Origin of the sequence: Pseudarthrobacter sp. NamE5, from assembly GCF_005796225.1 — a bacterium.
Taxonomy (GTDB): Bacteria; Actinomycetota; Actinomycetes; order Actinomycetales; family Micrococcaceae; genus Arthrobacter.
Genome location: NZ_VAHO01000012.1, coordinates 61,778 through 76,992 on the forward strand (window position 1 = coordinate 61,778; position 15,215 = coordinate 76,992).

The following is a 15,215-nucleotide window of genomic DNA, read 5'->3' on the forward strand; positions in this document are numbered from 1 at the left end:
TCACAGCGGTCACGGAAGCAACTGGCCGCCGTCGAGCGTCACCACCCGGTGCGCCATCCTCCGGGCATAGGTGAGGTCATGGGTGACCAGCACGACGGCGGCACCCTCCTCGGCCGCGGCGCCCACGGCGCCGTCCAGCCGGGCGAGGCCGTTTCCGTCGAGCGCCACGGTGGGTTCGTCCAGGGCCAGGACGGAGGGGTTGCGGGCGAGCACCGTGGCCAGGGCAAGGAGCCGCTGACTGGAGGCAGGGAGTTCCGCGGGGTGCGCGTGCGCTGATCCTGCCAGTCCAACGGTTTCCAGCGCTGTGCCCGCACGTTCAGTGGCTTCGGTGGAGCTGTACAGCCGGTCAAGGCCGAAATGCACCTCCCGGAGGGCGGTCCGCTCGAACAGCTGATCGCGGGGTTGCTGGAACAGCAGGCCCACCCTCTGGGCCACCACGCCTGGCGGCGTCCCCGCGATCTCGGCTCCCCCGACGAGGATCTGGCCGGAGGTTGGCCGCAGCAGTCCGTTCAAGTGCCGCAGGAGGGTGGATTTTCCTGCGCCGTTGGGGCCGGTTACTGCCACGATTTCCCCGGGGCGGACAGCCAGGCTGATCCCCTTCAGCACCTCTGGTGGGGGCGGGCCTTGGGGCCCGTGCGCCGCGCCCCTGCGACGGATCCAACGCCGGGACATCCTGTCGCCGGCCGAATAGCAGAACGAGACCTTGCGGAGCTCCAGCGCCGGGGCCGTCGGCGTTGCCTGGCGCAGCGGCTGCGTGCGGGGTTTTTGTGCGGCTGTCGTCGCTGCCTTGTCCTGCCCGGGCCCGGACGCATCCGCCGGGTAGCGGATGCCCGCCGGAAGCAGCCGGGGGCGGGCGAGCAGTTCTGCCGGGGTGCCGACGGCCCTAGCGCTCCCCTCGGCCAGGACAAGCCAGGTTCCCGCTTCCAGGAGCGGTGCGTCCACCACCTGGCTGAAAATGACGACGGCGGTACCGCGCTTCACGAGCTCCCGCACCAGGTTCGCCAGCCGGGCGGATCCGGCGCTGTCCAGTGATGCGAAGGGCTCATCCATGATCAGGATGCGCGGCCCGGCGATGACGGCGCAGCCGATCGCGAGGCGGCGGAGCTGTCCGCCGGAAAGCTGGACGGGGTTATGGTCCAGGAGTTCCGTCAGGCCCACCAGCGCGGCGGTCTGTTCCACCGCGGCTGTCATGGCGGCCCGCCCTACCGCCGCATTCTCGAGGCCAAACGCGAGTTCCTCGGCCACTGTGGCCTTCACCGTGCTGAGCACCGAAGCCGGGTCCTGCGGCACGAAACCTGCCTGCCGGCCCCAGGCCGCGGGATTAATTCGGGGGCCCGGTGCAAGGTCGGCGCCGCCGAACTGCAGCCGGGTACCCGCGAGTTCGAGGAAGCCGTGGAGCGTTCCCCCTCCCCCGGGAGGAAGCCACCCGGCGAGCAACCGGCCCAGCGTGGACTTCCCGCTTCCGGATGGTCCGAGGACGGCGGTGAACGTTCCCGGAAGGAAGGCGAGCTCTATCCCCTGCAGCACAGGGGCCCCGGAATCGTGGAACGTGAAGGTCCGGATGCCCGCTGCCAGTATGGGCTGCGCCGGGTTCTGGGCATCCCCGTGATGTTTGTTGCCTTCGCTGTTGTGGGTTCCCGCCATTCAGGTTCCTGCCATATCTAGGTTCCCGCCCTGTCGAGCCAGAGCCGGGCAACAACCGAGGCTGCGGCGGCCACGAGCAGCACGGCACGGAGCGTGCACTGATGCCGTGAATCGGGAACGGCCCGGTAGCTGGAACGCGGTCCCGGGTTGCTGAAGCCGCGTGCTTCCAGCGCCGCCGCGCGGGTACCGGCTTCCTCGATGAGGGACAGGACCAGCGGTACGGCCTGCAGCCGGAACGCCGCCGCCCGGTGCAACAGGCCGGGGCGGATCACCAGCCCGCGGGATTCCTGGGCCTGCCGGATCCGGTGCACGCGGGAAGTGACGGCCGGCAGCAGGGCGAGGGTGGACGCCAGCACGAAAGCGAACCTGCCCTGCACGCCCCGGGCTGACAGCGCCGCCACCAGGTCGGGCACATGGACGCTGAAGGAGAACACCAGGAGCGCAAGGACTGCTGCCGCGAGCTGGGCTGCCCGCTGCAGGGCGAACGCCAGGCCCTCCCCGGTGATGCGCGCGGGCCCCCACTGGGCCAGGACTGTCCTGCCTTCGGGGAAGAAGAGCCCGTGCACGATGAGCAGTGACAGGCACAAGGGCACCAGGACGGCCGCTGCCGCCGGCAGCAGCCTGCGTGCCGTACCTCCACGGACGGCAAGGGCAAGGGCAGCTGACACCACGGCGAGGGACAGCGGCCAGCTGGCGGCCGCCGTCGTGATCACTGCCGTGGTGCCGGCCATTGCCAGTGAGGTCAGCGGGTTAAGGCGCATGCTTCGCTTCAGGCATTGGGTGGGATCAGGAGCCCTGCCCGGTGGGCTGGGCCGGGCTGCCAGTGCCCGTAACCGGGACCTGCGTCTGGGTTTCGTCGCCGGCCTGCCCAGCCAACACCCGGTGGCGGCGGATGAACGGGAACTGCACCCGCGTACGGCGGGGAAGCGCGTAGGCCAGGACAGCGACCACGGTGAACACGATGGCCTTGTCCATGGGGTCCGAGATGAGCGCCTGCTTGGTAATGGCCGCCAGGAGGGTGTCGCCCATGGACCGGAACGCGCTGACAATCGCTCCGGTGGCCACTCCGGAGGTGCCGCCGAAGACGAAAGCCGCAACCGGTGCGGACACCACGCCGCCGATGATGCCGGTGACAAATCCGGCCACCGGCGCCAGGTAGAAGCGCCGGAACATGCCGTGGCGGGCGGCGAGGCCGGCCAGGCAGCCGATCAGCGCTGCACCGGCGGCGAACGGCAGGACGGTGGGGTTGAAGAAGGACCAGACAATGCTGCTGAGTGCTCCGGTTGCTGCACCTGCCGCCGGCCCTGCCAGCACCGCAATCAGGACCGTGCCGATCGCGTCGAGGTAGAACGGGACCAGTGTGCTGCCCACGAACTGGCCGAGCACGATGTTCAGCACCAGGGCCACCGGGATCAGCACAACCGTGGAGGCCGGCAGGGTGGGCAGGACTGCAACGATCAGCAGGACGGCCCCCACGAGGAAACCGGACAGGGCGATCAGGGCGGAAGCGCTGCCGGGGCCGCCCGTAATGTCCGTGGGCTGGTTGAGCACCAGGTAAACGTACGTGCCGGCGATGGCCAGGGCTCCGAGGACTTCCAGCAGCCGGCGTTTGCGGGCAGCGGCGGGCCCCGGGGACGGGAGGGTAAGGGAGGGCGATGACATGGAGTTCCTTAGGATGCGGACGCGGATTACCGGGCACTGCAATATCTGTACTGCAACTGCGCAGTGCGGGGCCGCCTATGTCACCTCGGCAGCAGCCGGCGGAACGTCCTGCCGGCCGCCGCCCATTCTACCGGGAAGGAGTGGCTATGCCGGAGAAAAAGCACCTGCCGGAGCGGAAGTGCGGGCTCCAGCTTGTTCACCCCAGCCGTGCGGCGAGGGCTCCCACCCTGGACACCAGCTGGCGGAAGGCCTGCCCCGGATTGTTGTCTGCCACAATCCTGGCGTTGGGCGCCCTGCCCCATAATCCCCGGAAGTCAGCCACCGTGGTTCCCATCAGGAGGGCTGAACCGGTCTCAACGTCTACCGTGGCGGGCCGGGCCTGGAACTCCAGGGTGCCCGCGGCCACACCGGCTGCGAAGAAGTCGTGGACGTGCGCCAGGTATCCCTGGTCATAGCGCCGGTGGAACTCGAAGTAGAAACGCAAGGCGTCGGACAGGTGCCGGACCAGGGTGTTGTCGGAGGCGCTTGTTTGGCCCTCAGGCTGGTCGGGCAGCACTTCTTCCACGACTTTCGCGCCGGCCGCCTCCGCGAGTTGCCGCACGTGGACCGGGTGGAGCTCCATCCGCTCCGTGGTGTCCAGCGAGCAGACGATTGGGAGTTTCTCCAGGGGCTGGCCTTCAAACGCGGCGTACACCTCCTTGGCCGCATGCGGATCCACGTGTGTGTTCCATTCTGCTGTCGGGGTGGTGTTGCCCTGGTAGAAAAAGCTTCCGCCCATGATTACCACTCCTGCCAGCAGTTCCGGCAGCCGCGGTTCCATCCTGAGGGCCAGGGCAAAGTTGGTCAGCGGCGCCGTAATGAGGGCTGTGAGTTCACCCGGCCTGGCCCTGGCGTGTTCAACCCACAGCTCCACGGCATCCCGTGCCGAGACGACACCGTCAGGCTCCGGCAGGACGGCATGGCCGATTCCCTGGGGACCGTGTGTCTCGGGGGTGGTGAGAAGCGGGATGGACAGGGGTTCCCGGGCGCCGATGGCCACTTCCACTCCTGGCCGGCCGCAGAGTTCCAGCAGCGCCAGGGTGTTCCTGGCCACCTGGTCCGCGTCCACATTGCCGGGGGAAGCCGTAACGGCAACAAATTCGGTGTCCGGAAGGGCAGCAAGGTATGCAACCGCCAAGGCATCATCGATGCCAGTGTCAACGTCCAGCAGGAAAGCAGTCATGGCCGTCTAGAACAGTGCCACCTTGGAAACCGCAGGAAAGATGCGGTCCAGTTCAGCGAGATCATCGGCTCCGGGCACCCAGCCGGCCGCAGCAGCATTCTGTCGGACCTGTTCCGGCCTGGTGGCGCCGGCGATGACGCTCGCCACGGGGGGCTGGGCGGCAAGCCATGAGAACGCCACCTCGATCTCCGTGAGTCCCCGTTCCTTTGCAAAGCGGCTGAACCGGTCCAGCTGGTCCCAGTCTGCCTCGTCCACCAGGTGCCGGCGGGTGTGGCTGAGCCGCGACCCTTCCGGGGCGTGGCCCGGGGAATACTTGCCGGTCAGCAACCCGTTGGCCAGGGGGAAATACGGCAGGACTCCCAAACCGAATTCCGCGGCAGCGGGTGTTACTTCGAGCTCGGCCCGCCGGTCCAGGAGGTTGTAATGGTTCTGGGTAGAGATGAAGCGGGCGCCGCCCAGTTCACGGGCAACGTACTCGGCCTGGGCGATCTGCCAGCCGGCCATGTTGGAGTGCCCGATGTAGCGGACCTTGCCTGCGGCAACCAGGGCATCGAGGGCGGCCAGGGTCTCATCGACGGGCGTCAGCGGGTCCGGGGTGTGGAACTGGTACAGGTCGATCCAGTCCGTACCCAGCCGCAGGAGCGAAGCCTCCACCGCCTGGATGATGTACCGCCGCGAACCCCGGGCGCCAAAGTCAGGACCGTTGGCGCCCTTCATGTCCATTCCAAACTTCGTGGCCAGGACGACGTCGGCCCGCCGGCTGCCGAGGGCCTTTCCGAGCATCGTTTCGCTCAGGCCGGGCTCGCGGCCGTAGCTGTCAGCGACGTCAAACAGCGTGATCCCGGCATCGAGCGCAGCATGGACCACCGCGTCAGTGGCTTCCTGCGACTCTGTGGCGGTGTTGGCGCGGCCAAGGTTGTTGCAGCCCAGGCCCACCGTGGACACGGTCAGGCCGGACTTTCCAACGCGGCGGTAGGTGGTCACGGTACTCCTAAAGACTGAAGCCGCTGGCGGGCTTGGCGGAGTGCTTGAGTTTGAAGTTTTCCGGATCGGTGTACGGGGCCGCTCCGATGCTCAGCTTGGTGAAGTCGAGGTCCTCGCCACGGGCGCAGACCTTGATGGCGTTGACGGCCTTGTTCACATCGGGGCAGAGGCAGAAGATGTTCAGCTTGTAATCGGTGAATTCGGAGCGCTCCACCGTTCCCAGTCCGCGCCAGGCGAGATGGCTGATCAGGGCGTCTTTGGCCTTCTCCTCAAGGTAGCGGTCCCGGTCAGTGCCCTCCCTGGTTTTGAGGGCGAACTGGGCAACCACCCAGAACTGTTCCTCGTCGGGAATCTCGGCGTAGCCGTCCCCGGAGCACTGGGCGGCGAAGGCATCCAGGAGGCTTTCGGCGGCCTGCGGGTCCGGAACGTCTGTCTCCTCGGTCTTGCTCTGGTGCCCCACCACGCCGAAATTCATCACGAACTGCTGGTAATCCTCGTCGTACCAGGCCTCCCGGAAGTGGAGGGTACCCTCGTCGTCGCGCTTGTAGACCCTGACTATTCCGCTCATTTGCGCCCCTTTGAAAACCATTCGGCGTCGGTGCCGTCGAACGGTGCCTGCTGCGCCTTGACGGCCTGGTAAAGCTGGTCCGTCTCATCCTGGATGAGGTTCACCAAACTGGATGGATAGTTCATCGCGGCGCTGTGCTCGGCGAACTCGTCTTCATCGTCCACGAACACGCCCCGTGCAGCAGTCCTGATCACGTCGAGGTCCATGTCGATCACGTGGAACTCGGTCAGGCCGGTGCGAATGGCGGTCCACTCGTGCGCCACGGCAAGGTCCACATAGACCCGCACCCGGTTGGGATGGGCGTCGTCGTAGAAGGTTGCCACCCAGTGCCCGGACCTCGGCACCAGCAGCACGGCGTCCGACTTTGTGTAAAAGGCCGCGCCGGGACGCGAGCAGAACTCGTTGGTTCCCTGGAAGATCCACCAGCCGTGCCGGTCTTCGCCGAGGTAGCGGCCCGGAACCACCCAGTGCGCCTTGCCATTCCACTTCCGGTTGCGCGAGACCACCAACTGGCCAGGCTCCAGTCCCGCAGGGATCCGTGTTGTGGTGGTGTGCCGGCGGACCTCCATGTCCCCCAGCGGTCCGGGATACTTGAGTGAGTCTTCTTCCCTCACAGGATCGGAAGACTGCCGGTGGTGGGATGCTGGCGCCCCGGCAGGGGCCGCGCGAACGGGACCTTCGTTCCCAAAACCTGCGCAACGACGTCGTGCGTGACCTGCTGCGCCGTCAGGCCCACGCGTTCCAGGACCTGGTTGCGGGTGCCGTGGTCCAGGAATTCCACGGGGAGTCCTACCTCGTTCAGTGCGGTATCGACGCCTGCTGCCCGCATTTCCTGGCGGATCCGGGAGCCGACGCCGCCGGCCCGGACGCCGTCCTCGATGCAGATCACCAGCCTGTGATGGGAGGCCAGGGCGATGATGGACTGCGGGACGGGAAGTACCCAGCGCGGATCCACCACGGTGGTGCTGATGCCCTGCGCCCCGAGCCGGTTGGCCACGTCCAGCGCCAACTCCGACATGGCGCCGACGCTGACGATCAGGACGTCATTTTCCGTCGAACCGCTGGGCCTGCGGGACAGCACGTCCACGCCGTCGCTGAGCCGCTCCAGCGCTTCCACCTCGGCACCCACAGAACCCTTGGAGAACCTGACCACGCTGGGCGCGTCGCTGATGGCCACGGCCTCGCGGAGCTCCTCGCGCAGCCGGGTGGCGTCCCGGGGTGCCGCCAGGTGGAGGCCCGGGACGATCTGGACCATGGACATGTCCCACATGCCGTGGTGGCTGGCGCCGTCCGGGCCGGTGACGCCGGCGCGGTCCAGGACAATGGTCACCCCTGCCCTGTGCAGGGCAACGTCCATCAGGAGCTGGTCGAAGGCGCGGTTCAGGAACGTGGCGTAGACGGCGACCACCGGGTGCAGTCCGCCGAACGCCATGCCCGCGGCAGAGGTGAGGGCATGCTGTTCGGCGATGCCGACGTCGACAACGCGGTTTGGGTGCCTCGCGGCGAACTTGTGCAGGCCCACGGGGATCAGCATGGCACCCGTGATGCCGACCACGTCCTCGCGCTCATCGGCGATGGCAGCGATCTCGTCGGCGAAAACGGAGGTCCAGGATTGCGCGCCCGCGGCGCCGGTGGGCTCACCGGTCTCGGGATCGATAATTCCTACCGCGTGGAACTGGTCGGCCTCGTGGGCCCGCGCCGGGGCATAACCATGGCCCTTTTCGGTCATGGCATGGACAATCACCGGACCGTTGTAGTGCTTGGCCGTAGCGAGTGCGTGTTCCATGGCCTGAAGGTTGTGACCGTCCACCGGGCCGATGTACTTCATGCCGAGATCCTCGAACATGCCCTGCGGGGCCCACCAGTCCTTGACGCCCTTTTTCATGGCGTGCAGGCTCTTGTAGGTGAACTGGCCCGCCGGGCCACCGTTCTGGAGCTTTTTCTTCCACCAGTCCAAAGCGACTTCGTAGGCAGGTGCCGTCCGGAAGGAGTCGATGGTGGGGCGCAGCGAGGCGAGGTAGTCGGCGAAACCGCCCACAGTAGGCGCATAGGACCTGCCGTTGTCATTGACCACGATGACAACGCGGCGCTTCTTGTCCGCGGCGATGTTGTTGATGGCCTCCCACGCCATGCCGCCAGTGAGCGCCCCATCCCCCACAATGGCGACGACGTGCCGGTCGCCTTGCCCGGTCAGCTGCCGGGCCCGGGAGATGCCGTCCGCCCAGGACAGGGATGAGGACGCGTGTGAGCTTTCCACGACGTCATGCTCGGACTCGGCCCGGGAGGGGTAGCCGGAAATGCCGCCTTCCTGGCGGAGGGTGCTGAAATCCTGGCGCCCGGTCAGCAGCTTGTGGACGTAGGACTGGTGGCCGGTGTCGAAAACAATGCTGTCACGGGGCGATTCAAAGATGCGGTGCACGGCAAGCGTCAGCTCCACCACGCCGAGGTTGGGTCCGAGGTGTCCGCCCGTCTGTGAGACGTTCGTGATCAGGAAATCCCTGATCTCCGAAGCCAGCTGCGTCAGCTGCTCTTCGGTCAAACCGTTCAGGTCCTGCGGTTTCCGGATGGTGTCCAAGATTCCCAATGACCCCTCCTTCAGTGGTAGACGTGCCGTTTAACTCTAACGCCTTGGTTCAGGCGCAAAGCCCACAGGGAAAGCCGAAGCCCCGGCTGGTCGCTGACCGGCCGGGGCTTCGGAAGGTGTTGCCTGCTGGCAGGAACCGCTAGTTCGCGGAGATCTGCCGCAGGACGTACTGCAGGATGCCGCCGTTGCGGTAGTAGTCGGCTTCACCAGGGGTATCGATGCGCAGCACGGCATCGAAGGTGGTGGCGGAGCCGTCTTCCGCGGTGGCCGTGACCTTGAGGGTCTTGGGCGTGGTGCCTTCGTTCAGGGCGGTGACGCCCTCAACCGAGAAGGTTTCCGTGCCGGTCAGGCCCAGGGTTGCGGCGGACTCGCCGGCCGGGAACTGGAGCGGCAGGACGCCCATGCCGATGAGGTTGGAGCGGTGGATGCGCTCGTAGCTCTCGGCAATGACGGCCTTGACACCCAGCAGGGCGGTACCCTTGGCAGCCCAGTCGCGGGACGAGCCCGAACCGTATTCCTTGCCGGCCAGGACCACCAGCGGGGTGCCGGCTGCCTGGTAGTTCTGCGCGGCGTCGTAGACGAATGCCTGCGGGCCGCCTTCCTGGGTGAAGTCGCGGGTGAAGCCACCCTCGACGCCGTCCAGGATCTGGTTCTTGATGCGGATGTTTGCGAACGTTCCGCGGATCATCACCTCGTGGTTGCCGCGGCGGGATCCGTAGGAGTTGAAGTCCTTGCGCTCCACACCATTGGCCAGCAGGTACTGTCCGGCGGGGGTGTCGGACTTGAAGGAACCGGCCGGGGAGATGTGGTCCGTGGTGACCGAATCGCCCAGCTTCAGGAGGACGCGGGCGCCCGTGATGTCCTTGACCGGCTCCGGCTGCGCCTGCATGCCCTCGAAGTACGGGGGCTTCCGGACGTAGGTGGAGTTCGGATCCCAGGCGAAGGTGTCACCGGCGGGGGTGTCCAGGGCACGCCAGCGCTCGTCGCCGTCGAAGACGCCTTCGTAGCCCTTGGCGAACATCTCCTTGTCAATCGAGGAATCGATGACTTGCTGGACCTCAACGGGGTTGGGCCAGATGTCCTTCAGGAAGACGTCATTGCCGGCCTCGTCCTTGCCGAGCGCGTCGGTGTCGAAATCGAAGTCCATGGAACCGGCCAGGGCGTAGGCGATGACCAGCGGCGGGGATGCCAGGTAGTTCATCTTGACGTCCGGGTTGATCCGGCCTTCGAAGTTGCGGTTGCCGGACAGGACAGCCGCGACAGCGAGGTCGTTAACCTGGACGGCTTCGGAGATCTCTGCTTCCAGCGGGCCGGAGTTGCCGATGCAGGTGGCGCAGCCGTAGCCCACGATGTAGAAGCCGAGCTTCTCGAGGTAGGGGGTCAGGCCGGACTTCTCGTAGTAGTCCGTGACAACCTTCGAGCCGGGGGCAACGGAGGTCTTGACCCACGGCTTGGCGGTCAGGCCCTTTTCGACGGCGTTGCGCGCCAGGACCGCGGCGGCCAGCATGACGGACGGGTTGGACGTGTTCGTGCAGGACGTGATGGAGGCGATGGTGACCGCTCCGTGATCCAGTTCGAACTCGCGGCCGTCTGCCATCTTCACCGGGACGGGGCTGGAGATGCGTCCCGCTCCCCCGTGCGCAGCCGAGTACTTCGGCGGTTCGCGGTCGGTGTCGGAAATGTTGGTGGCTCCGGCAGTGAAGGACGGGGCGTCCGAGGCCGGGAAGGTCTCCTCGAGCGACTCGTCCAGGGTTCCGGCGTTCGCGTCGTGGGCGACGTAGTTCCTGAGGTCGTGGCGGAACTCGTCCTTGGCCTCGGTCAGTTCGATGCGGTCCTGCGGGCGCTTAGGGCCTGCGATGGACGGCACAACCGTGGACAGGTCCAGTTCGAGGTACTCGGAGAACTTGATGTCGCGGGACGGATCGTGCCAGAGGCCCTGCTCCTTGGAGTAGGCCTCCACGAGGGCAACGTTCTGCTCGGAGCGGCCAGTGAGGCGCAGGTAGTCCAGGGTGACATCGTCGATGGGGAACATTGCGGCGGTGGAGCCGAATTCCGGACTCATGTTGCCGATGGTGGCGCGGTTGGCGAGCGGCACAGCGGCCACCCCTTCACCGTAGAACTCGACGAATTTGCCCACCACGCCATGCTTGCGGAGCATCTCGGTGATGGTCAGCACAACGTCGGTTGCCGTGGCGCCGGCAGGAATGCTGCCGCTGAGCTTGAAGCCCACAACGCGCGGGATCAGCATGGAAACGGGCTGGCCGAGCATGGCTGCCTCGGCTTCGATGCCGCCCACGCCCCAGCCGAGCACACCCAGGCCGTTGACCATGGTGGTGTGCGAGTCTGTACCGACGCAGGTGTCCGGGTACGCACGGAGGGCGCCGTCCACTTCGCGGGTCATGACGGTGCGGGCCAGGTATTCGATGTTCACCTGGTGCACGATGCCGGTTCCCGGCGGGACAACCTTGAAGTCGTCAAACGCGGTCTGGCCCCAGCGCAGGAACTGGTAACGCTCCCCGTTGCGCTGGTATTCGATCTCCATGTTGCGCTCCAGTGCGCCGGAGTTGCCAAAGGCATCGATCTGGACCGAGTGGTCAATCACCATTTCGGCCGGTGCCAGCGGGTTCACCCGCTTGGGGTCCCCGCCCAGTTCCTTGACCGCTTCACGCATCGTCGCCAGGTCAACCACGCAAGGAACGCCGGTGAAGTCCTGCATGATCACGCGTGCCGGCGTGAACTGGATTTCTGTATCGGGCTGGGCGTTGGGATCCCAGCCTGCCAAGGCGCGGACGTGATCGGCAGTGATGTTCGCGCCGTCCTCGGTCCTCAACAGGTTTTCAAGCAATACCTTGAGGCTGAACGGAAGGTTTTCTGCACCTTCAACGGAGTTCAACCGGAAAATTTCGTACTCGGTTCCGGCTACATTAAGTTTGCCTTTTGAACCGAAGCTGTCCACAGTGCTCATCGCAGGACTCCTCTCGCAACAGTTTCATCTTTGTCGCGCGGTTGACCGCCTGCTAGTTAGGAGGTCCTAATTAGCAACAGGACCCGAAAATTGCACACGGCCTGCCGAGAATACGGGCGCGACGTGGGACTACTACCGCCATAGTAGTCCAAAAGGGGCCAGGCATCAGGGACCAGGTGTCAGCAGTGCTACGGTCTCCAGGTGGTGCGTGTGGGGATAGAGGTCCAAGGCCCGGAGGGCTGAGAGCTCCCAGCCCGCCGTCCGGAAATACCCAACGTCCCGGGCGAACGACGCCGGATCGCAGGATACGTAGGCAATGGCGCGGGGGTTCGCTGCCACCAGCTGGTTCACCACGGATTTTCCGGCACCTGCCCGGGGCGGATCAAGGATCAGCGCGTCAAAGTCCCGCGGTTTCCGGTGCAGGACCCGTTCCACCCGCCCCTGGACAATCTCCACCTGGGGCGCGGCGTGCAGGTTCTTCCGCGCGTCGCGGCTGGTTCCGGCGGAACCTTCTACAGAGAGAACAGAGCCCGTCTCCCCTACTGCGTCGGCCAGCACGGCAGTGAAGAGTCCAGCCCCGGCATAGAGATCGGCCACTACGGCACCGGGATGCAGGAACCCGCCGCCCTGGAGGAATTCTGTGACCGAACGCACAAGCGTTCCGGGCGCGTCGCGGTGGATCTGCCAGAATCCGGCTCCAGTCACCCGGTACTCGTGGCCGGCCGCCGTTTCCTGCACCCAGGTGCGGCCACGCAGCTGCTGTACTTCCTCGTTGACCGGGTTCAAAGCCGCGACGGATACCTCCCCGGGAAGCTGGGCGGCAATCGCGCCCAGCCGCTTGGGTTTGGTGCCTTCCGCCGGAGCCAGCAGCACCAGCGGACGGGAGCCGTTGGCCGGGGCGGCCACTTCCACCCGGTCCACGCCCTGCAAATCAATGTTCCACAGGCGCAGGTTGTTAATGGAGTCAGTCGCCAGCGGCATTTCCCGGACAGGAACGATGTGCCCCGAGCGGTGCGCATGCATTCCCAGTTTTCCGGCGGGGGTGACCGAGAAACTGGCGCGCGTGCGCCACCCCAGGCCGCTGCCGCCGTCGTGGGTTCCGCCTACAGCCTCGACGGTGCCGCCGGCCCAGCCGGGGACACCCTCGACGCCGGCAAGCCGCTTGAGCTGTTCAGCCAGCACGTCTGCCTTGAGGGCACGCTGCCGGGCAAGGCTGATGTGGCCGAACTCCGCTCCGCCCACGGGCGGATGCCCGTGCTCCCACGCACGCGCGGGGTCAGCTGCATGCCAGAAGTGATCGACGCGGTCAGGGGATGGTTCGAGAACCTCCACCACGTCCGCCCGCCAGAATTTCGCCTTCTCTTCCGCATCCGTCAGCCGCACCCGCACTTTTTCGCCGGGAATGCCGTGCCGGACGAAGATTACGCGTCCCTCGTGCCGGGCGACACAGTGGCCGCCGTGGGCCACCGGGCCGATCTCCAGCACTGTTTCGGTGCCGGCTGCGCCGGTGCTTGCCGGCGATGTCTGTGTCTTCGCACTCATTGGACGTCCTGCAGGTTCTTGGCTTCTTCGGAGGATTTCAACTGCCAGGGAACGCTGGCCACCATGACGCCGGGTTCGAAGTGCAGCCTGGTTTTGATGCGCAGGGCTGTCTGGTTGTGGACCAGTTGCTCCCACCACTTGCCCACCACGTATTCAGGGATATAGACAACGATCAGGTCCCGGGGCGAGTCCAGCCGCATCTGTTTGATGTAGTCCATGATCGGCGTGACGGTCTCGCGGTAGGGGCTTGCCAGCACGGTGAGCGGCACGGGAATCCCCAGCTTTTCCCAGTCCGCCACCGTCTGCGCAGTTTCTTCGGCGTCTATATCCACCGTCACTGCATCAAGGCGGGACGGGCGGGACGCCCTGGCATATGCCAGCGCCCGGAGGACGGGCTTGCGGACATGCGACACCAGCAGCACGGCGTGCACCCTGGTGGGAAGAGCCCGCGGCGAGGAGTCCTCATCCACTGCCAGCTCCCTGGCCACGTTGTCGTAGTGTGCCCTGATGCTCCACATGATCAGGAACAGGATGAACATGGCCAGCAGGGCGATCCAGGCACCCTGCTCGAACTTGGTGACCAGCACGATCACCAGGACCAGGGCGGTCATGCCGAAACCGATGCTGTTGATCACCCGCGACTTGGCCATACGGCGCCGGTCTGCTTTGTCCCGGGCGAGCTTGAGCTGCCGGCCCCAGTGCCGGATCATCCCCAGTTGGCTGGCAGTGAACGAGATGAAGACGCCCACGATGTAGAGCTGGATGAGCTTGGTGACGTCCGCATTGAAGGCGAGGACCAGCACCAGTGCGCCGGCTGCGAGGGCCAGGACGCCGTTGCTGAAGGCCAGCCTGTCTCCCCTGGTGCGCAGCTGGCGCGGAAGATAGCCGTCCTGGGCGAGGATCGAGCCCAGGACGGGAAAGCCGTTGAAGGCGGTGTTGGCTGCGAACACCAGGATGATGCCGGTGGCGGCCACCACGATATAGAACGGGATGGAACCGGGCCCGAAAATGGTTTGGGCAATCTGGCTGATGGCGGGGTTCTGGATGTACCCCTCCGGCAGCGGGCTCCCATTCAGCAGGAATTCCGTGGCGGGATCCAGGACAATATGGACCTTGGTCGCCTGGGCGAGGAACATGATGCCTGCCAGCATCGTGGCGCCGATGATCCCCAGCAGGAGCAGTGTGGCAGCGGCGTTCCTGCTCTTCGGCGGGCGGAAGTTGGGCACCCCATTGCTGATGGCTTCCACGCCGGTCAGAGCGGCGGCACCTGACGAAAAGGCGCGCAGCAGCAGGAAGGCGCCGGCCAGGCCCACCAGGCCTTCGTCGAACCCGGGCGCCGGAACGATCGTGAAGGCCGCGGAAGGGGCCAGGCCGAGTTGTCCGGTCGCGGCCTGGAAAATGCCGACGGCGGTCATGCCCAGGATTGATGCCATGAAGATGTAGGTGGGTATGGCGAATACGGTGCCTGCCTCTTTGACGCCGCGCAGGTTGACCAAAGCCAGGACCGCCACGCCTATGGCGGAAAGCATGGCCTGCTGTCCGTGGAGGGCCGGGACTGCAGTGGTGAGGTAGTGCGCTGCGGAGGACATGGACACCGCCACAGTCAGGACGTAATCCACCAGCAGGGCGGATGCCACCGTGAGGCCGGCATACTTGCCCAGGTTCTCACCGGCGATCTCATAATCGCCGCCGCCGGAGGGATAGGCGTGGACGTTCTGGCGGTACGAGGCCACCACTGTGAGCAGGACTACGATGACGGCCAGCCCCACCCAGGGAGAGAACGCGACGGCGGTGACGCCCGCCAGCGCCAGCGTAAGCAAGATCTCATCCGGTGCGTAGGCCACTGATGACAGGGCATCGGAGGCGAAAACCGGGAGTGCAATCCGCTTGGGAAGCAGCGTATGGGAAAGTCTGTCGTTCCGGAACGGCCGGCCCACCATCACACGCTTGGCGGCGTTCAATATTGTCAGCACCCCACAAAGCTAGTCGGATTCCCCGGCGATGTCATGACAGCCCGTGGACAGCCGGAGCCCGGACGCTGGCG

At 66.1% G+C, this 15,215-nt stretch carries 11 protein-coding genes; all 11 read right to left on the minus strand.

From position 1 onward, the window contains the following. Positions 1-9: 9 nt before the first annotated feature. Positions 10-1,644, minus strand: a complete 1,635-nt coding sequence (locus tag FDW84_RS14370; protein ID WP_138610200.1) for an ABC transporter ATP-binding protein — start codon at positions 1,642-1,644, stop codon at positions 10-12. 17 nt (positions 1,645-1,661) lie between these two features. Continuing rightward, on the minus strand, positions 1,662-2,405 hold the full coding sequence (locus FDW84_RS14375) for an energy-coupling factor transporter transmembrane component T family protein (protein WP_138610201.1): 744 nt from the start codon (positions 2,403-2,405) through the stop codon (positions 1,662-1,664). 25 nt (positions 2,406-2,430) lie between these two features. Further along, positions 2,431-3,306, minus strand: a complete 876-nt coding sequence (locus FDW84_RS14380; RefSeq protein ID WP_240721527.1) for an ECF transporter S component — start codon at positions 3,304-3,306, stop codon at positions 2,431-2,433. A gap of 196 nt (positions 3,307-3,502) precedes the next feature. Then, the gene (locus FDW84_RS14385) at positions 3,503-4,528 is read right to left on the minus strand and encodes a nucleoside hydrolase (protein ID WP_138610202.1); all 1,026 of its coding nucleotides are present in this window, start codon (positions 4,526-4,528) and stop codon (positions 3,503-3,505) included. Positions 4,529-4,534: 6 nt separating this feature from the next. Beyond that, positions 4,535-5,512, minus strand: a complete 978-nt coding sequence (locus tag FDW84_RS14390; protein WP_138610203.1) for an aldo/keto reductase — start codon at positions 5,510-5,512, stop codon at positions 4,535-4,537. A gap of 7 nt (positions 5,513-5,519) precedes the next feature. Then, positions 5,520-6,080: a hypothetical protein gene (locus FDW84_RS14395; protein WP_138610204.1), complete on the minus strand. Its 561-nt coding sequence runs from the start codon at positions 6,078-6,080 to the stop codon at positions 5,520-5,522. After that, positions 6,077-6,694: a DUF402 domain-containing protein gene (locus FDW84_RS14400; protein WP_240721528.1), complete on the minus strand. Its 618-nt coding sequence runs from the start codon at positions 6,692-6,694 to the stop codon at positions 6,077-6,079. Before FDW84_RS14400 ends, FDW84_RS14395 begins: the two co-directional genes overlap by 4 nt. Further along, on the minus strand, positions 6,691-8,664 hold the full coding sequence (gene dxs / locus FDW84_RS14405) for a 1-deoxy-D-xylulose-5-phosphate synthase (RefSeq protein WP_138610205.1): 1,974 nt from the start codon (positions 8,662-8,664) through the stop codon (positions 6,691-6,693). The genes FDW84_RS14400 and dxs overlap by 4 nt, the downstream gene beginning before the upstream one ends. A gap of 139 nt (positions 8,665-8,803) precedes the next feature. Further along, on the minus strand, positions 8,804-11,629 hold the full coding sequence (locus FDW84_RS14410) for an aconitate hydratase (protein WP_138610206.1): 2,826 nt from the start codon (positions 11,627-11,629) through the stop codon (positions 8,804-8,806). A gap of 165 nt (positions 11,630-11,794) precedes the next feature. After that, positions 11,795-13,171, minus strand: a complete 1,377-nt coding sequence (locus FDW84_RS14415) for a class I SAM-dependent RNA methyltransferase (protein WP_138610207.1) — start codon at positions 13,169-13,171, stop codon at positions 11,795-11,797. Further along, positions 13,168-15,111: an APC family permease gene (locus FDW84_RS14420; RefSeq protein WP_138610244.1), complete on the minus strand. Its 1,944-nt coding sequence runs from the start codon at positions 15,109-15,111 to the stop codon at positions 13,168-13,170. The genes FDW84_RS14415 and FDW84_RS14420 overlap by 4 nt, the downstream gene beginning before the upstream one ends. Positions 15,112-15,215: the final 104 nt, after the last annotated feature.